Below are 22,478 nucleotides of genomic sequence, written 5' to 3' on the forward strand. Positions count from 1 at the left end.
GGTAGCGCTGCTACCCTTTTTTTTCCAGGAGTCATTTATGTCAATAGACTGGAACTGGGGAATATTCCTGCAACAGGCCCCGTTCGGCAACACCACCTATTTAGGCTGGCTGTGGAGTGGTTTTCAGATCACCGTCACCCTGTCGGTAACGGCCTGGATTATCGCGTTCTTTGTAGGTTCGCTCTTCGGTATTCTCCGTACGGTCCCGAACCGTCTGCTGTCGACTATCGGCACCTGCTACGTTGAACTTTTTCGTAACGTTCCGCTTATCGTTCAATTTTTCACCTGGTATCTGGTGGTGCCTGAACTGCTGCCGGAAAACATCGGCATGTGGTTTAAGTCCGAGCTGGATCCGAATATTCAGTTTTTCGTTTCTTCGATGCTGTGTCTGGGATTGTTTACCGCCGCGCGCGTCTGCGAGCAGGTTCGTTCCGGTATTCAATCCCTGCCGCGCGGCCAGAAAAACGCCGGGCTGGCGATGGGGCTAACGCTCCCGCAAACCTACCGTTACGTTCTGCTGCCCAACGCCTATCGCGTTATCGTGCCGCCAATGACCTCTGAAATGATGAACCTGGTGAAAAACTCGGCCATCGCTTCCACCATTGGTCTTGCCGATATGGCCGCCCAGGCGGGTAAGCTGCTGGACTACTCGGCCCATGCCTGGGAGTCGTTTACCGCTATCACCCTCGCCTACGTGTTTATCAACGCCGTTATTATGCTGATCATGTACGTGGTCGAACGTAAAGTCCGCCTGCCGGGCAATATGGGGGGTAAATAATGTACGATTTTGACTGGAGCTCCATTATTCCTTCCATGCCATACCTGCTGGCAGGGCTGGTGATTACCTTAAAAATTACCGTGACCGCGATTGTTGTCGGAATTGTGTGGGGGACGATCCTGGCCGTGATGCGCCTGTCGAGCTTCCTGCCGCTGGCGTGGTTCGCCAAAACCTACGTTAACGTTTTCCGCTCCATTCCGCTGGTGATGGTACTGCTGTGGTTTTATCTGATTGTTCCCGGGTTCCTGCAGAACGTGCTTGGCCTGTCGCCGAAAACCGATATCCGCCTGATTTCGGCGATGATCGCCTTCTCCATGTTTGAAGCGGCCTATTACTCGGAAATTATCCGTGCCGGCATTCAGAGTATCTCGCGCGGCCAGTCCAGCGCCGCGCTGGCGCTGGGCATGACCCACTGGCAATCCATGAAGCTGGTGATTCTGCCGCAGGCCTTCCGCGCCATGGTACCGCTGCTGCTGACGCAGGGCATCGTCCTGTTCCAGGATACCTCGCTGGTTTATGTTCTGAGCCTGGCCGACTTTTTCCGCACCGCCTCAACTATCGGCGAGCGTGATGGAACCCAGGTAGAGATGATCCTGTTCGCAGGCGCCGTATATTTTGTGTTTAGTCTCAGCGCATCGCTGTTGGTCAGCTGGTTGAAGAAAAGGACTGTGTAATGATTACCCTGAAAAATGTTTCAAAATGGTATGGTCACTTTCAGGTGCTGACCGATTGCTCCACGGAAGTGAAAAAAGGCGAAGTGGTGGTGGTCTGCGGGCCTTCGGGTTCGGGTAAATCAACGCTGATTAAAACCGTAAACGGCCTGGAGCCCATTCAGCAAGGTCAAATCATCGTCGACGGCACCACCGTCAACGATAAAAAGACCAACCTGGCCAAACTGCGCTCGCGCGTCGGGATGGTATTCCAGCACTTTGAGCTGTTCCCGCATTTATCGATTATCGAGAATCTCACCCTGGCGCAGGTCAAGGTGCTCAATCGCGACAAAGCCGCCTCCCGGGCGAAAGGGCTTAAGCTGCTGGAACGCGTGGGGCTTTCCGCTCATGCCGAAAAATTCCCCGCCCAGCTCTCGGGCGGCCAACAGCAGCGCGTGGCCATCGCCCGCGCGCTGTGTATGGATCCTATCGCCATGCTGTTTGATGAACCCACCTCCGCGCTGGATCCGGAGATGATTAACGAAGTGCTGGACGTTATGGTTGAACTGGCAAATGAAGGGATGACCATGATGGTGGTCACCCATGAAATGGGCTTTGCGCGTAAGGTAGCCAACCGGGTTATCTTTATGGATGAAGGAAAAATTGTCGAAGACGCCGATAAAGAAGCGTTTTTTGCTAACCCGCAATCTGAACGCGCCAAAGACTTCCTCGCCAAAATTCTGCACTAATCTTCCGGCGTGTACGGTACCGTACACGCCTTTTATCTCTTCCCGCTCCTGTCTCTCTCCATAGTTATGGCAATAGCTTTGCCGCTCTCAAATACGCGTCATAAATACATCCAGCCTCACTCCAAATAATTCACGACCTGAAACGCTCAATTCAACAAAAATTCACTCTTTACATCGTGGATTACATAATCTGTCATAGATAACATGGCGCGAATTTGACAACAACGCTGAGCGCCGGCAGCGGATTTTTTTGATTTTAGAAAATTAAGATTCTTAAGATTGAGAACCCGGCTTCGTTAACCCTACTCAGTTAACGCTAAACATTCTTGACAAGGCTATAACGGACGAGTGAAACAAATGGATATTGCTTCGTGAATAATAAAAGTCTCATAACCGCCCTTTCTCTATATATTCTGTTAACCGCATCGACATTGGCGAATGTATCGATTAGCAATACCAATCAGGTGGAACAGGATAAGGCACGTCAAAGCGCATTGGCACCAGCACAGCAGGAATATTCGGCATCAGGTACAGGATCGCAAAAATATAAACTCGCCTTTCCACTTGAAGCAACCTGCCGATATATCAACCATGTTGAAATTATTTCCGCTGACCACAAGTTGACCCGCGGTCTGTTAGGTAATATCGCTCGCCAGGCAGAAAAAAAGTGCCTGGGTATTGAAGGCATACGTCTACTCACCACAACCTTGCAAAATGAACTCATTGCCCGGGGATATATCACTTCGCTTATTGATGTACCTTCACAATCCCTGAATGATGGCATTCTGAGCATCACGTTGAGCTATGGCTATATCGGCAATATTAGCTGGGCTTCCGGCAATAGCGCGACAACCAGCCTGTGGAATGCCATACCGGCTAAAACAGGGGATATTCTGAAGCTAACCGAACTGGAACAGGGGATGGCTAACTTGCAGCGTTTACCCGGCTCATCGGCACAGATGAAAATCATGCCGGGTAAGAACCATGCGGAAAGCGATATCCAAATCTCCCGGCATCTGGCACGAAACTGGCAAGTAGGCGCATGGCTGGATGATGCAGGAAGCCGTAGCAGCGGGCGTTACCAGGCCGGTGGCGCGCTTTATCTTTATGACCTGACGACGCTAAATGACATTTTCTATTTATCCATGGGGGGCGATGTCGAGTTTAATCAACATAACGATGGCAACCAGAATAAAAGCCTCTATTATTCTATTCCCTTTGGATTTTGGTCACTCAATCTTTACGGTTCACAAAGTGAATATCGTCAGCAGTTCAATGGCAGATACTCCACCATTGAATATAAAAGCAAAAATGATTATGCCAGCGCAACCTTAACGCGTCTAATTTCGCACACTCGCCAGCAAAAAACAACCATTGATGCGCGAATAGCAAAAAGTACCTCACATTATTATTTTGGTGGCAGCGAACTGAGCGTTATGCGCAAACAGAATCCTGCCTGGGATATTACGGCACATCATCAGCGATATTTTACCCATACAATCGTAGATGCCAGCCTGGGCGTACAGCGTAGCCTTCCCTGGCTCAGTTCAATGCCAACTCCGGAGGAAAAAGCCGGTCTGTACAGTAAGCTTTCGCGCATTATTCATGCCGACCTTCAAGCCTTAATGAAGTTTGAATCAACGGGGGATAAATTCAGCTATGCTCCGCATATTAATATACAAATTAGCCCCGATATCTTATCCGCAGACAATCAATTTAATATAGGCAATCGTTGGACGGTACGAGGTTTTGACGGTGAAAGAACCCTTTCAGGAAATCAAGGCTGGTACTGGCGCAATGATTTCATCTGGGATATGCCCGCCCCGGAACGACAGCTGTACTTAGGCATAGACGTTGGACGCATTACAGGAACAGAGCAGTACGGAAATGGCAAAGTCATGTCTGGCGCCACGGTGGGAATACGCGGAAGCATAATTTCAACTCAGTATGATTTATTCATCGGAACCCCACTGATAAAGCCAAACGGTTTTCATACAGACCCTGCAAACCTGGGATTTTCATTACAATGGAGGTATTAAAATCAGTTTTTCAACGCATCAGTTAACCTCATTTATTTCTAAAGGACTCTATTAAATGTTTAAATTCAATTTAACCTATGTTGCGCTAGCAGCAGCATTGAGCTCAAGCTTTGTTTATGCCGATCCGACAACTTACACCCATTTATCAGGCGCCAAAGTCATTGATATTGAAAAACCCAATGCCGCCGGCGTCTCACATAATATGTATCGTGAGTTTAATGTTGATAGTAAGGGTGTTGTTCTGAACAATAGCCCCAGCGATCTCTCCCATGCGACGTTGGGGAATATCGCTAAAAATAACAATCTGACTAATGGTAGTGCTTCTGTTATTCTTAACGAAGTTACCTCAAACCGTGCAAGCTCACTGAATGGATTTATTGAAGTTGCGGGTCAGCGAGCTGATGTGGTTATTGCTAACCCCAATGGTATTTCCTGCTCAGGATGTAGTTTCATCAACACCAATAAGGCGATTTTAACGACAGGAAAGGTAACATTCTCTGATACTGGCGCTATCGCCAGTTATGACGTTACCGGGGGTAAACTGTCCATCGACAAGAATGGAATGGATGCCAGTAATAGCTATGCGGTTCTGCTCGCCGATGCGATAGCCATTAACGGTACGGTTAATGCTACGAACGCGATAGTGGCCGCAGGAAACTTCACCTTTGATAACGGCTCTGGCGCGATAACCTCAGCGGGCAAAGCGGCAACGGCACGGCAGTATGTTTACCCTGAATATAGTATCGACATTAGTAATCTTGGCGGCATCAAAGCCAATAGTATTACTATGGTTGGCAATAATTTAGGTTTTGGCGTTCGAAATAAAGGCGCTATTGTTGCTAACACCAGCCTCTCTTTGACCAGCTTTGGCTCACTCACCAACGAAGGCTCTATCGCCAGTAATGGTATGATGACTCAGGTACTCTCTGCAGGCAATTTTAAAAATACGGGAAATATATCCTCGAATAATATCGCCTTACTGAACAGCCTCAGTTCGATAAGCAATAGTGGAACCATTTCCAGCACAGGAAATTTATTAGTCAACGCATCCGGAAATATCGAAAACACGGGTAAATTCAAAGCGGCCTCCACATTGAGCGTAATGACTAACGGTAACCTGAAAACGACATATGGTTCCAATTTACTTTCAGATAATCAGTTGACAGTCACCGCCGCCGGTAACATTGAAAACGGAGGCTCGACCAGAGGTAAAAACACAACGGTCACCTTCGGAGGAGACACGCTTAAAGTCACTGGCAATATTTTTGGCTACGATACTCTGCTGGTTCAGGCGAAAATAAATGACCAGATAACATCCGGGGAAATTACCAATTCTGGTACCACCTCCGGCGGCAACGTGACCGTAAAAACCGATGGTACTCTGGCGTTAACCAAAGGTAGCTTTATGGAAGCGACTGATACGCTGACGACAAAAAGCTACTGGCTTAAAAATGAAGGTTATATGGGGGCCGATACGATAGCTATTGATAACTATGTCACCCACAACTATGGGGCTATTGTTGGTCAGGATAATGTTGGCGTTAAAACCTATCATGAGCTTTATAATGAAGGCGAAATTTTAAGCTCATCAAATATGACGCTGGATACACGGAATCACGGTAATATTACTAACCGTTCTCACATAGGAGCTGGCGGCACTTTAACCATGTCAGTTAATAAAGTGGTTAACGGAGGATACCGCTGCGGTTTCCTGGGGTGGGCAACCTGTGGCAAAGGCACGATTTCCACGACTAATCTGGTTTTAAATTCCTCACATAAATACGCCAGTGAAATGGGCGGCACTCAGCAGTTTAAGAGCGCGACCATTAACACCATCAATTAACATGAAGTTATCATTGAAAATGCGCGTCTTTTTTTAAAAGAAAGTTAATGCTGGTGCTTCGGCACCAGCATTTTTACGCATACAGATGAAGGGTTAGCCTGCCCTTTAAAAGGAAGGCCAATATATTAACGCGCTTTATATTGGCCCTCGGGCTGGCTTAACGCCAGTGTAAAGGCTCCGCAAATATCTCTCACGTATTTACGGCTCGAATGGCCGGCGCTGGAACTGATCGTGCCCGCATTTTGGACAACGCGGTAGCACATCCGGCGTATAAACCGGCAGATGGTAATGGCACTTCTCACACACCAGATTGCCGAGCCCCACGACTTCGCCGCTGTGATAGACGCCGTGGTGGCTGAGATCCTGGAACACCTCGCGCCACTCAAGCTGAGTTTTATCGGTAATATCCGCCAGCTCCTGCCACAGGCTCTCTTTGATCACCCGCATAAAGACGCTATCAGTCAGCTCATCCTGACTCTCTTCATAACTGAGCGCGAACTCTTCCAGATCGCGTCTGACAGCGCGGATAACATTCTCGATTTCGCTCTGCGTTAACTCGCCGGACTGGCTAATCTTGACCCTGGCCTGCTCCACCAGCGCATCAATATCGCGTTCTCCATTGCGTAACCGCTCGCTGAGCGTCGACACCAGCTCTCGGTAGAATTGAGCAACCTTGTTCATCTTTTCGCCTCCGGTGTGGTTAACTTCTTCTTATGATAGACGTTATCTGCGGATTGCTCTGCCAGCCAAGCCACAGAGTCGCGAAATATTCTCCACCGCTTTCATCTCTGTAAGTGTGTGAAAGGCTGTTTTGACGTTGGCGTTTGGGCTATGCTATGCCGATCTGAAATAACACATCCATTGGCTACATTTTGTAGCTGTATTGAAAACAGGACCACTGGCTGCCATGCAAGAGCAATACCGCCCGGAAGAGATAGAATCAAAAGTCCAGCAACACTGGGACGAGAAGCGTACCTTTGAAGTTACCGAAGACGAGAGCAAAGAGAAGTATTACTGCCTGTCGATGCTTCCCTATCCTTCTGGTCGACTACACATGGGCCACGTGCGCAACTATACCATCGGCGACGTGATTTCCCGTTACCAGCGTATGTTGGGCAAAAATGTTCTGCAGCCTATCGGCTGGGATGCGTTTGGTCTGCCTGCGGAAGGCGCCGCGGTGAAAAACAACACCGCTCCGGCCCCGTGGACCTACGACAATATCGCCTACATGAAAAACCAGCTGAAAAAGCTGGGCTTCGGCTATGACTGGAGCCGTGAAGTGGCAACCTGCACCCCGGAATACTACCGCTGGGAGCAGAAGTTCTTCACCGAGCTGTATAAAAAGGGGCTGGTCTATAAAAAAACCTCCGCGGTAAACTGGTGCCCGAACGATCAGACCGTTCTGGCGAATGAACAGGTTATCGACGGCTGCTGCTGGCGCTGCGACACAAAAGTTGAGCGTAAAGAGATCCCGCAGTGGTTTATCAAAATCACCGCCTATGCTGACGAGCTGCTGAACGATCTGGATAACCTGGATCACTGGCCTGATACCGTTAAAACCATGCAGCGCAACTGGATTGGCCGCTCCGAAGGCGTCGAAATCTCCTTCGACGTTAACGACTACGCCGACAAGCTGACCGTTTATACCACTCGCCCGGACACCTTTATGGGCTGCACCTACCTGGCCGTCGCTGCGGGTCACCCGCTGGCGCAGCAGGCAGCAGCCAATAACTCCGCGCTGGCGACGTTTATCGACGAATGCCGTAATACCAAAGTTGCCGAAGCCGAAATGGCAACTATGGAGAAAAAAGGCGTCGATACTGGCTACAAAGCGATTCACCCGCTGACCGGCGAAGCGATCCCGGTATGGGCGGCAAACTTTGTGCTGATGGAGTACGGCACCGGCGCGGTGATGGCCGTTCCGGGTCACGATCAGCGCGACTACGAGTTTGCCAGCAAGTACGGTCTCAACATCAAGCCGGTCATCCTGGCCGCTGATGGCTCCGAACCCGATCTCTCCGAACAGGCGCTGACCGAAAAAGGCGTGCTGTTCAACTCCGGCGAATTCGACGGTCTGGATCACGAAGCTGGCTTTAATGCCATCGCGGATAAGCTCGCGTCTCTTGGCGTCGGCGAACGTAAAGTGAACTACCGTCTGCGCGACTGGGGCGTTTCCCGTCAGCGCTACTGGGGTGCGCCGATCCCAATGGTGACCCTTGAAGACGGTACCGTGATGCCGACGCCGGAAGATCAGCTGCCGGTTATTCTGCCGGAAGACGTTGTGATGGACGGCATCACCAGCCCAATCAAAGCCGATCCTGAGTGGGCGAAAACCACCGTTAACGGCCAGCCGGCGCTGCGCGAAACCGATACGTTTGACACCTTTATGGAGTCTTCCTGGTACTACGCGCGCTACACCTGCCCGCAGTATGACCAGGGTATGCTCGACCCCGAAGCGGCCAACTACTGGCTGCCGGTCGATATTTATATCGGCGGTATCGAACACGCCATTATGCACCTGCTCTATTTCCGCTTCTTCCACAAGCTGATGCGCGACGCGGGCATGGTGAACTCTGACGAACCGGCTAAACAGCTGCTTTGCCAGGGCATGGTGCTGGCAGATGCCTTCTATTATGTTGGCGAAAACGGCGAGCGTAACTGGGTCTCTCCGAAAGAGGCGACCACCGAGCGCGACGAGAAAGGACGTATCGTTAAAGCCTTCGATCCGCAGGGTCGCGAGCTGGTCTATACCGGCATGAGCAAGATGTCCAAGTCGAAAAACAACGGCATCGACCCGCAGGAGATGGTGGAACGCTACGGCGCGGACACCGTGCGCCTGTTTATGATGTTCGCTTCTCCGGCCGACATGACGCTGGAGTGGCAGGAATCCGGCGTGGAAGGTGCGAACCGCTTCCTGAAACGCGTCTGGAAACTGGTTTACGAACACACTACCCTGGGTGAAGCCCCTGCGCTGGACGTTGCCAGCCTCAGCGAAGATCAAAAAGCGCTGCGCCGCGACGTGCACAAAACCATCGCGAAAGTGACCGATGACATCGGCCGTCGTCAGACCTTCAACACCGCGATTGCGGCGATTATGGAGCTGATGAACAAGCTGGCGAAAGCGCCGCAGGAAAACGATCAGGATCGCGCGCTGATGCGTGAGGCCCTGCTGGCCGTGGTTCGCATGCTCAATCCGTTCACCCCGCACGCCAGCTTTACCCTGTGGCAGGAGCTGGGCGGCGAAGGCGATATTGACAACACGCCGTGGCCGGTCGCTGATGAAAGCGCAATGGTTGAAGACACGACTCTGGTCGTGGTCCAGGTAAATGGTAAAGTTCGTGGTAAAATTACCGTTGCGGTGGATGCAACTGAAGAGCAGGTTCGTGAGCGCGCGGGTCAGGAGCATCTGGTCGCGAAATATCTCGACGGTGTGACCGTACGTAAAGTGATCTACGTTCCGGGTAAACTGCTCAATCTGGTCGTTGGCTAAGCGCAGGAGGAAGCGTGCGATATCTGGCAACATTGTTGTTATCTTTGGGGGTGTTAATCACCGCCGGTTGCGGCTGGCACCTGCGTAGCACTACGCAGGTTCCGACCGCAATGAAAACCATGATCTTCCAGTCGGGCGATCCCAATGGACCATTAAGTCGTGCTGTCCGTAATCAGCTGCGTCTGAACGGCGTTGAACTGGTCGATAGCAGTACCCTGCGCAAGGATATTCCTTCCCTGCGTCTGGAGACATCGTCCATTCAGAAAGATACAGCATCTATTTTCCAGGACGGCCGTACTGCGGAATATCAGATGGTGATGACGGTAAATGCCAGCGTCCTGATCCCAGGCCATGATATCTATCCCATCACGACCAAAGTCTACCGCTCGTTCTTCGATAACCCGCAGGCGGCGTTAGCGAAAGATGCCGAGCAGGACATGATCGTTCAGGAAATGTACGACAAAGCCGCGGAGCAGCTGATCCGTAAGCTGCCGAGCGTACACGTTGCGGATGTCGAAGCCACCAAAGAGGATGAGAAGCCGGTCACGACGACCCCAGCCGCTTCAACCTCCGGCAATCGCGTCTCCAACACGCTGGGTAACTGATGATTCGGTTGTACCCGGAACAGCTCCGCGCGCAGCTCACTGAAGGGCTGCGCGCGGCCTATCTGCTGCTTGGCAACGATCCGCTGCTGTTGCAGGAAAGCCAGGACGCCATCCGCGAAGCCGCGGCCGCCCAAGGCTTTATCGAACATCACACCGCCACCGTTGATGCCAGTACCGACTGGCCTGCCCTGTTCTCGTTAAGCCAGGCCATGAGCCTGTTTTCCAGCCGCCAGACGCTGCGGCTCATCCTGCCCGATAATGGCCCTAATGCGGCAATTAACGAACAGCTCGCGACGCTTGTCGGCATGCTGCATGAAGATTTATTGCTCATCGTTCGCGGTAATAAGCTGACGAAAGCGCAGGAGAACGCCGCATGGATGACGGCGCTGACCAGCCGGGCGGTTCAGGTAAGCTGCCAGACGCCGGAATATGCCCAGCTGCCGCGCTGGCTCGCCGCGCGCGCAAAGCAGAATAATCTGCAGCTTGATGACGCGGCCAGTCAGCTGCTGTGCTACTGCTATGAAGGTAATCTTCTGGCGCTGGCGCAGGCTCTGGAGCGTCTGTCGCTGCTGTGGCCTGACGGTAAACTGACGCTGCCGCGGGTTGAACAGGCGGTGAATGATGCCGCGCATTTCACCCCCTATCACTGGGTTGATGCGCTGCTGGCCGGGAAAAGTAAGCGCGTACTCCACGTTCTGCAACAGCTGCGTCTGGAAGGCAGCGAGCCCGCCATCCTGCTGCGCACCCTACAGCGCGAGCTGCTGCTGCTGGTCAACCTGAAGCGGCAGTCGGCCCATACGCCGCTGCGTTCGCTGTTTGACAAACATCGCGTGTGGCAGAACCGCCGCCAGCTGGTTAGCGATGCGCTGGCCCGCCTCAGCGCCGACCAGCTGCGCCAGGCCGTCACGTTGCTGACCCGTGCCGAACTCACCTTCAAGCAGGATTACGGGCACTCCGTATGGCCCGAGCTGGAAAGTCTCTCTTTATTGCTCTGCCATAAAGCGCTGGCAGACGTTTTTATTGATGGTTGATATGACTCAGTTACTGGCAATGTACGGCGGCACCTTCGATCCGGTGCATTATGGTCACCTTAAACCGGTGGAAATTCTGGCCAACCAGATTGGCCTTAATCAAGTCACCATCGTGCCCAACAACGTGCCGCCGCACCGCCCGCAGCCCGAAGCCACCAGCGACCAACGCAGGCATATGCTGGAGCTGGCCATCGCGGATAAGCCGCTGTTTATCCTCGACGATCGCGAACTCAAGCGCGACACGCCGTCCTATTCCGCGCAAACCCTGCGCGAGTGGCGCCAGGAGCAAGGGCCAAAACGGTCGCTGGCGTTTATTATTGGCCAGGATTCGCTGCTCACCTTTACCACCTGGCACGACTATGAAAGCATTCTTGATAACGTGCATCTGATCGTTTGCCGACGCCCGGGCTATCCGCTGACCATGGCGTGCGAGCAGGATCAGCAGTGGCTGGACAAACATCTCACTCATGACGTCGAGCGGATGCATAGCAGCCCGGCGGGCGTTATCTACCTGGCCGAAACGCCGTGGTTTGATATCTCAGCCACCCTGATTCGCCAGCGTCTTGAATCCGGCGAATCCTGCGCGGACATGCTGCCGGAAACCGTACTCGACTATATCCATGAGCAGAAGCTCTACTGCTAGCCTTGCCACAAGGAGAGTCTCATAGACTCCTTTCGAGAGGGTCATCATGAAGTTATGGTTAGTTCGTCATGGCGAAACCGAGGCCAACGTCGCGGGCCTCTATAGCGGGCACGCGCCCACTGCGTTAACCGAGCGCGGAATCAGACAAGCGCAAACGCTGGGAAAGCGGCTGCGGGCCGTCCCGTTTCAGCGCGCGTTTTGCAGTGAGCTTGAGCGCACCCAGCGCACGGCCAGCCTCCTGCTGGGCGACCGTGACGTCCCCCGCCAGTCCTTCGCCGCGCTCAATGAAATGTTCTTCGGCGACTGGGAAATGCGCCACCACCGCGATTTACAGCAGGAAGATGCCGAAAACTACGCCGCATGGTGCGCCGACTGGCAGCACGCGGCGCCCACCAACGGGGAGGACTTCCAGGCGTTTGCCGAACGCGTCCGCGGCTTTACCGTCACCCTCTCTCAGTTTCGGGGACTTGATCATCTGCTTATCGTCGGTCATCAGGGCGTGCTTAGCCTCTTAGTCGCGCAACTTCTGAACATGCCGGATTCGGCGATGTGGCACTTCCCCATCGAGCATGGCGCGTGGAGCCTTGTCGATCTACAGCCTGATTTCACCACGCTGCGCGTACTAAATAGCCGGGCCGTTTGGCTGGCGGAAGAAGAATTGCGCGCAGACCATTGACAGTGCAAAGCAGGCTGTTATTCTCCGCAGCCAGGCTGCATCCGCCATTTGAACTTTGCAGAAATTGTTTTACAAAAATGGCGATGCAATCATTGGCGATGGATGGGATGATAGCCGCCTTCACCGCCCGTTTATCGACATTTATCCCGACTTTGCCAACAGTTCGGGTATACTGTCAGGCTGTTTATTGTTATCACTCTTCACACACCCAGGGGGAACTCTTGCAGGGTAAAGCACTCCAGGATTTTGTTATCGACAAAATTGATGACCTGAAAGGTCAGGACATCGTAGCCATTGACGTTCATGGCAAATCCAGCATTACAGATTGCATGGTTATCTGCACAGGCACTTCCACGCGCCATGTTATGTCCATTGCCGACCACGTTGTGCAGGAGTCTCGCGCCGCCGGGATGCTGCCGCTGGGCGTTGAAGGCGAAGCCGCCGCGGACTGGATCGTGGTCGATCTCGGCGACGTTATGGTTCACGTTATGCAGGAAGAGAGCCGTCGTCTGTACGAGCTGGAAAAACTCTGGAGTTAGCGCGTGAAGCTGCACCTGGTAGCCGTTGGCACCAAAATGCCGGACTGGGTTCAGACCGGCTTTAGCGAATATCTGCGCCGTTTTCCAAAGGATATGCCGTTCGAACTGGTGGAAATTCCCGCCGGTAAACGCGGCAAAAACGCCGACATCAAGCGCATTCTCGAAAAAGAAGGTGAAATGATGCTGGCGGCTGCAGGCAAAAACCGCATCGTCACCCTGGATATTCCGGGGAAACCTTGGGATACGCCGCAGCTGGCGCGCGAACTGGAACGCTGGAAACAGGATGGCCGCGACGTTAGCCTGCTTATCGGCGGCCCGGAAGGCCTTTCACCCGCCTGCAAAGCGGCGGCGGAACAAAGTTGGTCGCTCTCAACGCTCACCCTACCTCACCCGCTGGTCCGCGTACTGGTGGCCGAGAGTCTGTATCGGGCGTGGAGCATTACCACCAACCACCCTTACCACCGTGAGTAATGATGACCAGGGTAGACTAAGCAGCGAATGAAATTACAGAATTCTTTCCGCGACTATACGGCTGAATCCTCGCTGTTCGTGCGCCGGGCGCTGGTCGCTTTTTTGGGGATTTTGCTGCTTACCGGCGTACTGATCGCCAACCTTTATAACGTGCAAATTGTGCGTTACACCGACTATCAAACGCGTTCAAACGAAAACCGCATCAAGCTGGTCCCGATTCCGCCGAGCCGCGGCATTATCTACGATCGCAACGGCACGCCGCTGGCGCTCAACCGTACGATTTACCAGCTGGAGATGATGCCGGAGAAGGTCGACAACGTTCAGCAAACGCTGGATGCGCTGCGCGATGTTATCGACCTCACCGATGACGATGTGGCGAACTTTAAAAAAGAGCGCGCCCGCTCGCACCGCTTTACCTCTATTCCGGTGAAAGTTAACCTCAGCGAAGTGCAGGTCGCCCGTTTCGCAGTGAACCAGTACCGTTTTCCCGGCGTGGAAGTCAAAGGCTATAAGCGCCGCTACTATCCCTATAACTCCGCCCTGACCCACGTTATCGGCTACGTCTCTAAAATTAACGATAAAGACGTCGATCGCCTGGATAAAGAGGGGAAGCTGGCTAACTACGCCTCCACGCACGATATCGGCAAGCTGGGCATCGAGCGCTATTACGAAGATGTCCTGCACGGGCAAACCGGCTATGAAGAGGTTGAAGTGAACAACCGCGGCCGCGTGATTCGCCAGCTGAAAGAGGTCCCGCCGCAGGCCGGGCGCGATATCTATTTAACGCTCGACCTGAAGCTACAGCAGTACATTGAAACGCTGCTGGCCGGCAGCCGCGCGGCGGTCGTAGTCACCGACCCGCGCACTGGCGCAATCCTCGCGCTGGTCTCGACGCCAAGCTACGATCCCAACCTGTTCGTTGACGGTATTTCCAGCAAAGACTACTCCGGACTCCTCAACGATCCCAATACGCCGCTGGTTAACCGCGCGACTCAGGGCGTTTACCCACCGGCGTCGACGGTTAAGCCATACGTGGCCGTCTCGGCGCTCAGCGCCGGGGTTATTACCCGCAACACCAGCCTGTTTGACCCCGGCTGGTGGCAGCTTCCCGGCTCGGATAAACGCTACCGCGACTGGAAAAAGTGGGGCCACGGCCATCTGAACGTCACCAAAGCGCTGGAGGAGTCGGCCGACACCTACTTCTACCAGGTCGCCTACGACATGGGCATCGATCGCCTGTCGGAGTGGATGGGCAAATTCGGCTATGGCCACTATACCGGCGTTGACCTGGCGGAAGAGCGCTCCGGCAATATGCCGACCCGCGAATGGAAGCTCAAGCGCTTCAAGAAACCGTGGTACCAGGGCGATACTATCCCGGTCGGCATCGGACAGGGCTACTGGACGGCGACGCCTATCCAGATGAACAAGGCGCTGATGATCCTGATTAACGACGGCGTGGTTAAAGTACCGCACCTGCTGCAGAGCACGGTGGAGGACGGCAAACCGGTGCCGTGGGTTCAGCCGCATGAACCGCCGGTCGGCGATATTCACTCCGGTTTTTGGGAAATCGCCAAAGACGGGATGTTTGGCGTAGCCAACCGCGGCAACGGTACCGCGCATAAATACTTCGCCAGCGCGCCGTATAAAATTGCGGCCAAATCGGGTACCGCTCAGGTCTTCGGCCTGAAAGCCAATGAAACCTATAACGCGCACAGAATCGCTGAACGCCTGCGTGACCATAAACTGATGACGGCGTTTGCCCCTTACAACAACCCCCAGGTTGCCGTGGCGATTATTCTTGAGAACGGTGGCGCAGGTCCGGCAGTCGGTACCATTATGCGTCAGATTCTCGATCATATAATGCTGGGTGATAATAACACCAATCTGCCGAGTGAAAACCCGGCGGTAACGGCTGGGGAGGATCAATAATGACTGATAATCCGAATAAAAAATCGCTATGGGATAAAATCCACCTCGACCCCACCATGCTGCTTATCCTGCTGGCGCTGCTGACCTACAGCGCGCTGGTGATCTGGAGCGCCAGCGGTCAGGACATGGGCATGATGGAGCGCAAAATCGGCCAGATCGCCATGGGGATTGTTATCATGATCGTCATGGCGCAAATCCCGCCGCGGGTCTATGAAGGCTGGGCGCCCTATCTCTATATCTTCTGTATTATCCTGCTGGTGGCGGTTGACGCCTTCGGCGCCATCTCCAAAGGGGCGCAGCGCTGGCTGGATCTCGGCATCGTCCGTTTCCAGCCGTCGGAAATCGCCAAAATAGCCGTACCGCTGATGGTGGCGCGCTTTATCAACCGCGACGTTTGCCCGCCATCGCTGAAAAATACCGCTATCGCGCTGGTGCTGATTTTCCTGCCTACGCTGCTGGTCGCCGCGCAGCCTGACCTCGGGACCTCGATTCTGGTCGCCCTGTCCGGTCTGTTTGTCCTCTTTCTGTCTGGCCTGAGCTGGCGTCTGATTGGTATTGCCGTGGTGCTGGTCGCCGCCTTTATTCCCATCCTCTGGTTCTTCCTGATGCATGATTATCAGCGCCAGCGCGTAATGATGCTGCTCGACCCGGAAACCGATCCGCTCGGCGCGGGTTACCACATTATTCAGTCAAAAATCGCCATCGGCTCCGGCGGACTGCGCGGAAAAGGCTGGCTGCACGGAACCCAGTCGCAGCTGGAGTTTCTGCCTGAGCGCCATACCGACTTTATCTTTGCCGTCCTGGCGGAAGAGCTGGGGCTGATAGGCGTGCTGATTCTGCTGGCGCTCTATATTCTGCTGATTATGCGCGGGTTGTGGATTGCCGCCCAGGCGCAAACCACCTTTGGCCGGGTGATGGCCGGTGGTTTAATGTTGATTTTATTCGTTTATGTCTTCGTAAATATTGGTATGGTAAGTGGTATTTTACCGGTGGTGGGGGTACCTTTGCCGCTGGTCAGCTACGGGGGCTCTGCCCTAATCGTATTGATGGCCGGGTTTGGTATCGTCATGTCGATCCATACTCACAGAAAAATGTTGTCGAAAAGCGTGTAAGGGGTTCGCGATGCGTAAGCAATGGCTGGGGATCTGCATAGCAGCAGGGCTGCTGGCGGCATGTTCGAGTGAAGACGTTCAACAGAAAACGGTCAGCACTCCACAGCCGGCCGTTTGCAATGGCCCAACGGTGGAGATTAGCGGCGCCGACCCGCAGTACGAAACGCCTAACGCCACGGCGAATCAGGATTATGAACGCGACGGCAAAAGCTACAAAATCGTCCAGGATCCGTCTAACTTCACCCAGGCAGGCTTCGCAGCCATCTACGACGCCGAGCCTAACAGCAATCTGACCGCATCGGGAGAAGCGTTCGATCCCACGCAGCTTACCGCGGCCCATCCTACGCTGCCGATCCCAAGCTACGCGCGGATCACCAACCTGGCGAACGGCCGCATGATCGTCGTGCGCATCAACGATCGCGGGCCTTACGGTAACGATCGCGTGATTTCACTGTCCCGCGCCTCAGCCGATCGTCTGAATACCTCGAACAATACCAAAGTGCGCATCGACCCGATCGTCGTCGCACCGGACGGCTCGCTTTCCGGTCCGGGTATGGCCTGTACCACCGTAGCCAAACAGACCTACGCGCTGCCCGCCCGCCCGAATCTTGACGGCGACAGCGGCGCGGCAATGAGTCAACCCGCGCAAACTGACGTGCACGCCATCAGTAATTCAACGCTGAAGCCGGAAGACGCCACCGGCGCGCCGGTCAACAGCGGCGGTTTCCTCGGCGCCCCGACGCCGCTGAATAATGGCGTGCTGGAAGGCAGCGAGCCTGTCGTTCAAAGCGCGCCAGTTACCGCCCCGGGTTCAGTACAAGGCAGCGTTGCGCCCGCCGTGGCCGCCACCGCTGCCGTAGCGCCTGCCGCAGCGGCCAGCGCCAGCGGCGATTTCGTCGTACAGGTCGGCGCCGTCAGCGACCAGGCCCGCGCGCAGCAGTACCAGCAGCGTCTGAGTCAGCAATTTTCCGTCCCGGGCCGCGTCACGCAAAACGGCGCGGTATGGCGTATTCAGCTCGGCCCATTCAGCAGCAAAGCGCAGGCCAGCACGATTCAACAGCGTCTGCAAAGCGAAGCTCAGCTGCAGTCATTTATTACTCGCGCCAACTAAAGGCATCGCACCCGCCTCCCCTGCTCGTTGCGCATGACAAAGTCATTAACAAAGTCGTGCGCAATGTCGGATGCTGGTTCGTAGTGCGTTTGTTATAGTAAGGCACTTTTTTTAACTCCATCACGGATGCCGTTGTTCAGACCATGAAGACCTCTTTTACCGCTCGCTTACTCGTTACGGCGCTCTCCGTGGCAGCGCTGTCCTCCGCTGCCCGCGCCGATGACCTGAATATCAAAACGATGATCCCAGGCGCCCCGCAGATTGACGCCGAATCCTGGATTCTTATTGATTACAACTCAGGCAAAGTCCTGGCAGAAAACAACGCCGACTCCCGCCGCGACCCGGCGAGCCTGACCAAAATGATGACCAGCTACGTGATTGGTCAGGCCATGAAAGCGGGCAAGTTTAAAGAGTCCGATCTGGTCACCGTGGGTAACGACGCGTGGGCGACCGGCAACCCGGTCTTTAAAGGCTCCTCGCTGATGTTCCTTAAACCGGGTATGCAAGTGCCGGTTTCGCAGCTGATCCGCGGCATCAACCTGCAGTCCGGCAACGACGCCTGCGTGGCGATGGCCGACTACGTCGCCGGCAGCCAGGATGCCTTCGTCAGCCTGATGAACAACTACGTTAACGCCCTTGGTCTGAAAAACACCCACTTCCAGACCGTACACGGCCTGGATGCCGATGGTCAGTTCAGCTCCGCGCGCGACATGGCGCTTATCGGCCAGGCGCTGATCCGCGATGTCCCGAATGAATACACCATCTATAAAGAAAAAGAGTTTACCTTCAACGGTATTCGTCAGCTCAACCGCAACGGGCTGCTGTGGGATAACAGCCTGAACGTCGACGGGATTAAAACCGGCCATACTGACAAAGCGGGCTATAACCTCGTGGCGTCGGCAACCGAAGGCCAGATGCGCCTGATCTCCGCCGTGATGGGCGGCCGCACCTACAAAGGCCGCGAGTCTGAAAGCAAAAAGCTGCTGACCTGGGGCTTCCGCTTCTTTGAAACCGTTAATCCGATTAAAGCCGGTAAAGAGTTCGCTTCTGAGCCCGCCTGGTTTGGCGATACCGATCGCGCCTCGCTCGGCGTGGATAAAGATGTTTATCTGACGATCCCGCGCGGTCGCATGAAAGATCTGAAAGCCAGCTACGTGCTGAATAACGCTGAGCTGCACGCGCCGCTGCAGAAAAATCAGGTGGTAGGCACCATTAACTTCCAGCTGGATGGCAAAACGATCGATCAGCGCCCGCTGGTCGTACTGCAGGAAATCCCGGAAGGCAATTTCTTCGGTAAAATCATTGATTACATTAAATTAATGTTCCATCACTGGTTTGGTTAAAAATCGACCACTTGAAAGTGTGATTTACATCCCCATATACTAGGTATCCTGATAACTCCCACACGTCGTGGGAGTTATTATTTTTTGTTGTAACACCGGAGCTGACATGAAAACCAAACTTAACGAACTGCTTGAATTCCCTACACCATTTACTTACAAAGTAATGGGACAGGCGTTGCCGGAGCTGGTTGACCAGGTGGTTGAAGTGGTACAGCGCCATGCACCAGGTGATTACTCTCCGACGGTAAAACCCAGCAGCAAAGGCAACTACCACTCTGTCTCTATTACCATCAATGCAACCCATATTGAGCAGGTAGAAACCCTCTACGAAGAGCTGGGCAATATTGAAATCGTTCGGATGGTGCTGTAAATCTCTTCCCCTGACCCGGCATCCACGCCGGGTCATTCTCGCTTTCTCGCTGTGATATACTGCCCCACTCAAATCATTCTCTCTCTGCGGAGACGTTGTTTTGCAGCACAATAAAATCCTCATCCGCCAACTCGGCCTGCAACCTTACGAACCTGTCTCGCAGGCAATGCATGAATTTACCGACACCCGCGACGATGCCACGCTGGATGAAATCTGGCTGGTAGAGCATTACCCGGTGTTCACACAGGGTCAGGCCGGAAAGGCCGAACATGTTCTGGTTCCCGGCGAGATCCCCGTTATTCAGAGCGATCGCGGCGGACAGGTCACCTATCATGGTCCCGGACAGCAGGTGATGTACGTTCTGCTGAACCTGAAACGGCGCAAGCTGGGCGTACGTGAGCTGGTTACGCTGTTAGAGCAAACCGTTGTGAATACCCTGGCGGAGTACGGTATTGAATCGCACCCGCGAGCCGACGCCCCCGGCGTCTACGTGGGCGATCGAAAAATCTGCTCCCTGGGCTTGCGCATTCGCAAAGGCTGCTCATTCCACGGCCTGGCGCTGAATATCAACATGGATCTGTCACCGTTCCTGAGGATTAACCCCTGCGGTTATGCCGGAATGGAGATGACCCAGATGCGCCAGTGGCTGCCCGATGCCCGTACGGAGACCGTGTCTCCACGCCTGGCCGCCAATCTGCTGGCGTTGCTCAACGATCCACCCGCGGAATATCTTCAAGGCCGCTAGCCATCACGTCCCGCGACCGCGGGACGTCACATTTATCCCTCAGGCGCGATTAAGCCTTTATTTTTGCAATCAATTATCACTAATAAAATAATTGTGGCCGCTATAATGGTGCTAATCATCACTAGCGGAAATACAGAGTGGAAGAAAATAACGCTCAGAGCGTACCAACCGAACGAGTTGACGATCGCTACGATCGGCAGATGTTTCGCATTTTGCGCAACATAGACCTCAATTTACTCACTATTTTTGAAGCGGTTTACGTCCATAACGGTATCGTCAACGCGGCAAAAATACTGAATATCACGCCGTCGGCGATTAGTCAGTCCCTGAACAAACTGCGCGCCCTCTTCCCTGACCCGCTCTTTATTCGCAAGGGCCAGGGCGTGACGCCAACGGCCTACGCCACGCATCTGCATAAGCATATCAGCCAGGGGATGGAGGCGTTTCTCAACGCCCTGGATTTAACCGGCAATACGCAGCGGGAACGGGTAATAACCGTTGCCACCTCCCCGGCTATCGGCGCGTTGATCATGCCGGTTATCACCAAAAAGCTGCGGAGCGTCTTTCCCCAGATTTTGCTGCACAACGTCGCCATTACCGACGCGGCCAGCCAGTTAAACCAGCGTCAGGTTGACCTGCTGGTCGATAGCTTCCCCCACAGCGGGCAGGCGATTACGCACCATGTGCTATTTCAGGATAGCGTACATATCTTCTGCCGGGCAGGGCATCCGGTCCTCGCGCTCCCCGCAAACTCAGCAAACCTGAGCCAATATGAATTCGCTCTCCTGCAGCCCGAAGGCCAGCGCTATACGACAATCCTGCGTCACCTGGAGGAGCATCTCGGCGAACGCCGCTATGGTTTCAGCAGCTACAATCTGTTAACTCAAGCAGCCCTGGTCAACGACAGCGATATGCTGGGGCTAATCACTTCCGGAATGTTTTCCCTGGTCGAGAAGATTTGGCCCTTAAAGATGCTCGATTTCCCGCCGCTGCGGGAAGAAAAAATTGATATTGCGCTGCACTATAACAAGCTCAGCGCGCAGGAGCCCTTGCTGAAAGAGATCGTAGAGACGATTCGTCAGGCTTTTTAGCCGATAAGGCACGAGAGGGAAAAGCATAAAACAACAACTATTTTACAATTTGCCCGGCCAGCAGGCTGCTTTATGCCCCGTATCAATGATATACTGCCTGCGTTTAATTCAAAAATAGTTGATAAATGCAACATTTACTTGAATTGATTCGCTTTCCTTCGTCACTCGCAACTGGAACACGCACGCTATGAGTAAACCCATTGTGATGGAACGCGGTGTAAAATACCGCGATGCCGATAAAATGGCCCTTATCCCGGTGAAAAACGTGGCAACTGAGCGTGAAGCTCTGCTCAGAAAACCGGAATGGATGAAAATCAAACTTCCGGCTGACTCGTCCCGTATCCAGGGGATCAAGGCAGCGATGCGTAAGAACGGCCTGCACTCCGTGTGCGAAGAAGCCTCTTGCCCTAACCTCGCGGAATGTTTTAACCACGGAACGGCAACCTTTATGATCCTGGGCGCCATCTGTACCCGTCGTTGCCCGTTCTGCGATGTTGCCCACGGTCGCCCGGTGACGCCGGACGCCAACGAACCGCAAAAGCTGGCGCAAACCATCGCCGATATGGCGCTGCGCTATGTGGTGGTGACTTCCGTGGATCGCGACGATCTGCGCGATGGCGGCGCTCAGCACTTTGCCGACTGCATCAGCGCGATTCGCGAAAAAAGCCCGACGATTAAAATTGAAACCCTGGTGCCGGACTTCCGCGGCCGTATGGATCGTGCGCTGGAAATCCTTCAGGCGACGCCGCCGGACGTGTTTAACCATAACCTGGAAAACGTGCCGCGCCTGTATCGCCAGGTCCGCCCGGGGGCCGACTACAACTGGTCCCTGAAGCTGCTGGAACGTTTTAAAGAAGCACACCCGGAGATCCCGACGAAATCGGGCCTGATGGTGGGTTTAGGCGAAACCAATGCTGAAATCGTAGAAGTGATGCGCGATCTGCGCCGCCACGGCGTCACCATGCTGACGTTAGGCCAGTATTTACAGCCGAGCCGCCACCACCTGCCGGTACAGCGCTACGTCAGCCCGGATGAGTTCGAAGAGATGAAAGCCGAAGCGATGGCCATGGGCTTTACCCATGCTGCCTGCGGGCCGTTCGTTCGTTCCTCCTATCATGCCGATCTACAGGCCAAAGGCATGGAAGTGAAGTAATCTCTGCCTCGACCGCGGCGTGATATTTTTAGCGCAGCGGTCCGTTCTGCCGATGCGTTTCGTTACCCGCTAAAAATCCCACCCCGGTAACAGTTGGTTGCATCTTTTTC

The 22,478-nt window shown here is 54.0% G+C and carries 21 protein-coding genes; 20 read left to right on the forward strand and 1 reads right to left on the reverse strand.

What is annotated here, in order from left to right:
• The first annotated feature begins 37 nt into the window (after nt 1–37).
• The 5 genes from ABLU87_RS13580 to ABLU87_RS13600 all read left to right on the forward strand — a co-directional run bounded on the left by ABLU87_RS13580 (nt 38) and on the right by ABLU87_RS13600 (nt 6,059).
• A complete protein-coding gene (locus tag ABLU87_RS13580) occupies nt 38–778 on the forward strand; it encodes an amino acid ABC transporter permease (protein WP_014837812.1) in 741 nt (246 codons plus the stop codon).
• The gene (gene gltK / locus ABLU87_RS13585) at nt 778–1,452 is read left to right on the forward strand and encodes a glutamate/aspartate ABC transporter permease GltK (RefSeq protein WP_004848815.1); all 675 of its coding nucleotides are present in this window, start codon (nt 778–780) and stop codon (nt 1,450–1,452) included. The genes ABLU87_RS13580 and gltK overlap by 1 nt, the downstream gene beginning before the upstream one ends.
• Entirely contained in the window at nt 1,452–2,177 is a 726-nt protein-coding gene (locus tag ABLU87_RS13590) for an amino acid ABC transporter ATP-binding protein (RefSeq protein ID WP_004848813.1), read from the forward strand. The genes gltK and ABLU87_RS13590 overlap by 1 nt, the downstream gene beginning before the upstream one ends.
• Before the next feature lie 410 nt (nt 2,178–2,587).
• Nucleotides 2,588–4,216, forward strand: coding sequence for a ShlB/FhaC/HecB family hemolysin secretion/activation protein (locus tag ABLU87_RS13595; RefSeq protein WP_224226544.1), 1,629 nt, complete (start codon nt 2,588–2,590; stop codon nt 4,214–4,216).
• A 55-nt stretch (nt 4,217–4,271) separates the two neighbouring features.
• Nucleotides 4,272–6,059, forward strand: a complete 1,788-nt coding sequence (locus ABLU87_RS13600) for a filamentous hemagglutinin N-terminal domain-containing protein (RefSeq protein ID WP_049084013.1) — start codon at nt 4,272–4,274, stop codon at nt 6,057–6,059.
• A gap of 198 nt (nt 6,060–6,257) precedes the next feature.
• Here ABLU87_RS13600 and ABLU87_RS13605 read toward each other — a convergent pair whose 3' ends face one another.
• On the reverse strand, nt 6,258–6,740 hold the full coding sequence (locus tag ABLU87_RS13605; RefSeq protein WP_014228404.1) for a zinc ribbon-containing protein: 483 nt from the start codon (nt 6,738–6,740) through the stop codon (nt 6,258–6,260).
• Nucleotides 6,741–6,966: 226 nt separating this feature from the next.
• Between ABLU87_RS13605 and leuS the strand changes: the two genes are divergently transcribed.
• The 15 genes from leuS to lipA all read left to right on the forward strand — a co-directional run bounded on the left by leuS (nt 6,967) and on the right by lipA (nt 22,368).
• Entirely contained in the window at nt 6,967–9,549 is a 2,583-nt protein-coding gene (gene leuS, locus ABLU87_RS13610) for a leucine--tRNA ligase (RefSeq protein ID WP_025106396.1), read from the forward strand.
• 14 nt (nt 9,550–9,563) lie between these two features.
• Complete coding sequence (gene lptE, locus ABLU87_RS13615) at nt 9,564–10,154, forward strand: LPS assembly lipoprotein LptE (RefSeq protein WP_122117229.1); 591 nt, start codon at nt 9,564–9,566, stop codon at nt 10,152–10,154.
• On the forward strand, nt 10,154–11,185 hold the full coding sequence (holA, locus tag ABLU87_RS13620) for a DNA polymerase III subunit delta (protein WP_122117230.1): 1,032 nt from the start codon (nt 10,154–10,156) through the stop codon (nt 11,183–11,185). The genes lptE and holA overlap by 1 nt, the downstream gene beginning before the upstream one ends.
• Nucleotides 11,178–11,828 carry a nicotinate-nucleotide adenylyltransferase gene (gene nadD / locus ABLU87_RS13625; RefSeq protein WP_004848799.1) on the forward strand — a complete coding sequence of 217 codons (651 nt, stop codon included), beginning with the start codon at nt 11,178–11,180 and terminating at the stop codon, nt 11,826–11,828. The genes holA and nadD overlap by 8 nt, the downstream gene beginning before the upstream one ends.
• A gap of 46 nt (nt 11,829–11,874) precedes the next feature.
• Nucleotides 11,875–12,504, forward strand: a complete 630-nt coding sequence (locus ABLU87_RS13630; protein ID WP_122117231.1) for an adenosylcobalamin/alpha-ribazole phosphatase — start codon at nt 11,875–11,877, stop codon at nt 12,502–12,504.
• A gap of 221 nt (nt 12,505–12,725) precedes the next feature.
• Nucleotides 12,726–13,043 carry a ribosome silencing factor gene (gene rsfS, locus ABLU87_RS13635; protein ID WP_004100162.1) on the forward strand — a complete coding sequence of 106 codons (318 nt, stop codon included), beginning with the start codon at nt 12,726–12,728 and terminating at the stop codon, nt 13,041–13,043.
• Between the two features lie 3 nt (nt 13,044–13,046).
• On the forward strand, nt 13,047–13,514 hold the full coding sequence (gene rlmH / locus ABLU87_RS13640; protein WP_004100160.1) for a 23S rRNA (pseudouridine(1915)-N(3))-methyltransferase RlmH: 468 nt from the start codon (nt 13,047–13,049) through the stop codon (nt 13,512–13,514).
• A 27-nt stretch (nt 13,515–13,541) separates the two neighbouring features.
• Nucleotides 13,542–15,443: a peptidoglycan DD-transpeptidase MrdA gene (mrdA, locus tag ABLU87_RS13645; protein WP_004130417.1), complete on the forward strand. Its 1,902-nt coding sequence runs from the start codon at nt 13,542–13,544 to the stop codon at nt 15,441–15,443.
• Nucleotides 15,443–16,555, forward strand: a complete 1,113-nt coding sequence (gene mrdB, locus ABLU87_RS13650) for a peptidoglycan glycosyltransferase MrdB (protein ID WP_004100156.1) — start codon at nt 15,443–15,445, stop codon at nt 16,553–16,555. Before mrdA ends, mrdB begins: the two co-directional genes overlap by 1 nt.
• A 10-nt stretch (nt 16,556–16,565) precedes the next feature.
• On the forward strand, nt 16,566–17,666 hold the full coding sequence (gene rlpA, locus ABLU87_RS13655) for an endolytic peptidoglycan transglycosylase RlpA (RefSeq protein WP_025106399.1): 1,101 nt from the start codon (nt 16,566–16,568) through the stop codon (nt 17,664–17,666).
• A 143-nt stretch (nt 17,667–17,809) separates the two neighbouring features.
• Nucleotides 17,810–19,009 (forward strand): D-alanyl-D-alanine carboxypeptidase DacA, encoded by a 1,200-nt coding sequence (dacA, locus tag ABLU87_RS13660; protein ID WP_014228398.1) that lies wholly within the window; start codon nt 17,810–17,812, stop codon nt 19,007–19,009.
• 106 nt (nt 19,010–19,115) lie between these two features.
• Nucleotides 19,116–19,379 carry a DUF493 family protein YbeD gene (gene ybeD / locus ABLU87_RS13665; protein ID WP_004100153.1) on the forward strand — a complete coding sequence of 88 codons (264 nt, stop codon included), beginning with the start codon at nt 19,116–19,118 and terminating at the stop codon, nt 19,377–19,379.
• A 100-nt stretch (nt 19,380–19,479) separates the two neighbouring features.
• Complete coding sequence (gene lipB, locus ABLU87_RS13670) at nt 19,480–20,124, forward strand: lipoyl(octanoyl) transferase LipB (protein ID WP_014228397.1); 645 nt, start codon at nt 19,480–19,482, stop codon at nt 20,122–20,124.
• Nucleotides 20,125–20,261: 137 nt separating this feature from the next.
• Nucleotides 20,262–21,215: a YbeF family transcriptional regulator gene (locus tag ABLU87_RS13675; protein WP_046876568.1), complete on the forward strand. Its 954-nt coding sequence runs from the start codon at nt 20,262–20,264 to the stop codon at nt 21,213–21,215.
• Nucleotides 21,216–21,402: 187 nt separating this feature from the next.
• Nucleotides 21,403–22,368, forward strand: a complete 966-nt coding sequence (lipA, locus tag ABLU87_RS13680) for a lipoyl synthase (protein WP_004848774.1) — start codon at nt 21,403–21,405, stop codon at nt 22,366–22,368.
• Nucleotides 22,369–22,478 lie beyond the last annotated feature (110 nt).

This window comes from Klebsiella sp. CB_Kp196 (assembly GCF_040061575.1).
Taxonomy (GTDB): Bacteria; Pseudomonadota; Gammaproteobacteria; order Enterobacterales; family Enterobacteriaceae; genus Klebsiella; species Klebsiella michiganensis.

What these genes read in the sequence shown, in the direction of transcription:
- ABLU87_RS13580 (WP_014837812.1), top strand. Translation starts at nt 38, where the DNA reads ATGTCAATAGACTGGAACTGGGGAATATTCCTGCAACAGGCCCCGTTC.
- gltK (WP_004848815.1), top strand. Translation starts at nt 778, where the DNA reads ATGTACGATTTTGACTGGAGCTCCATTATTCCTTCCATGCCATACCTG.
- ABLU87_RS13590 (WP_004848813.1), top strand. Translation starts at nt 1,452, where the DNA reads ATGATTACCCTGAAAAATGTTTCAAAATGGTATGGTCACTTTCAGGTG.
- ABLU87_RS13600 (WP_049084013.1), top strand. Translation starts at nt 4,272, where the DNA reads ATGTTTAAATTCAATTTAACCTATGTTGCGCTAGCAGCAGCATTGAGC.
- ABLU87_RS13605 (WP_014228404.1), bottom strand. Translation starts at nt 6,740, where the DNA reads ATGAACAAGGTTGCTCAATTCTACCGAGAGCTGGTGTCGACGCTCAGC.
- leuS (WP_025106396.1), top strand. Translation starts at nt 6,967, where the DNA reads ATGCAAGAGCAATACCGCCCGGAAGAGATAGAATCAAAAGTCCAGCAA.
- holA (WP_122117230.1), top strand. Translation starts at nt 10,154, where the DNA reads ATGATTCGGTTGTACCCGGAACAGCTCCGCGCGCAGCTCACTGAAGGG.
- nadD (WP_004848799.1), top strand. Translation starts at nt 11,178, where the DNA reads ATGGTTGATATGACTCAGTTACTGGCAATGTACGGCGGCACCTTCGAT.
- ABLU87_RS13630 (WP_122117231.1), top strand. Translation starts at nt 11,875, where the DNA reads ATGAAGTTATGGTTAGTTCGTCATGGCGAAACCGAGGCCAACGTCGCG.
- mrdA (WP_004130417.1), top strand. Translation starts at nt 13,542, where the DNA reads ATGAAATTACAGAATTCTTTCCGCGACTATACGGCTGAATCCTCGCTG.
- mrdB (WP_004100156.1), top strand. Translation starts at nt 15,443, where the DNA reads ATGACTGATAATCCGAATAAAAAATCGCTATGGGATAAAATCCACCTC.
- rlpA (WP_025106399.1), top strand. Translation starts at nt 16,566, where the DNA reads ATGCGTAAGCAATGGCTGGGGATCTGCATAGCAGCAGGGCTGCTGGCG.
- dacA (WP_014228398.1), top strand. Translation starts at nt 17,810, where the DNA reads ATGAAGACCTCTTTTACCGCTCGCTTACTCGTTACGGCGCTCTCCGTG.
- ybeD (WP_004100153.1), top strand. Translation starts at nt 19,116, where the DNA reads ATGAAAACCAAACTTAACGAACTGCTTGAATTCCCTACACCATTTACT.
- lipA (WP_004848774.1), top strand. Translation starts at nt 21,403, where the DNA reads ATGAGTAAACCCATTGTGATGGAACGCGGTGTAAAATACCGCGATGCC.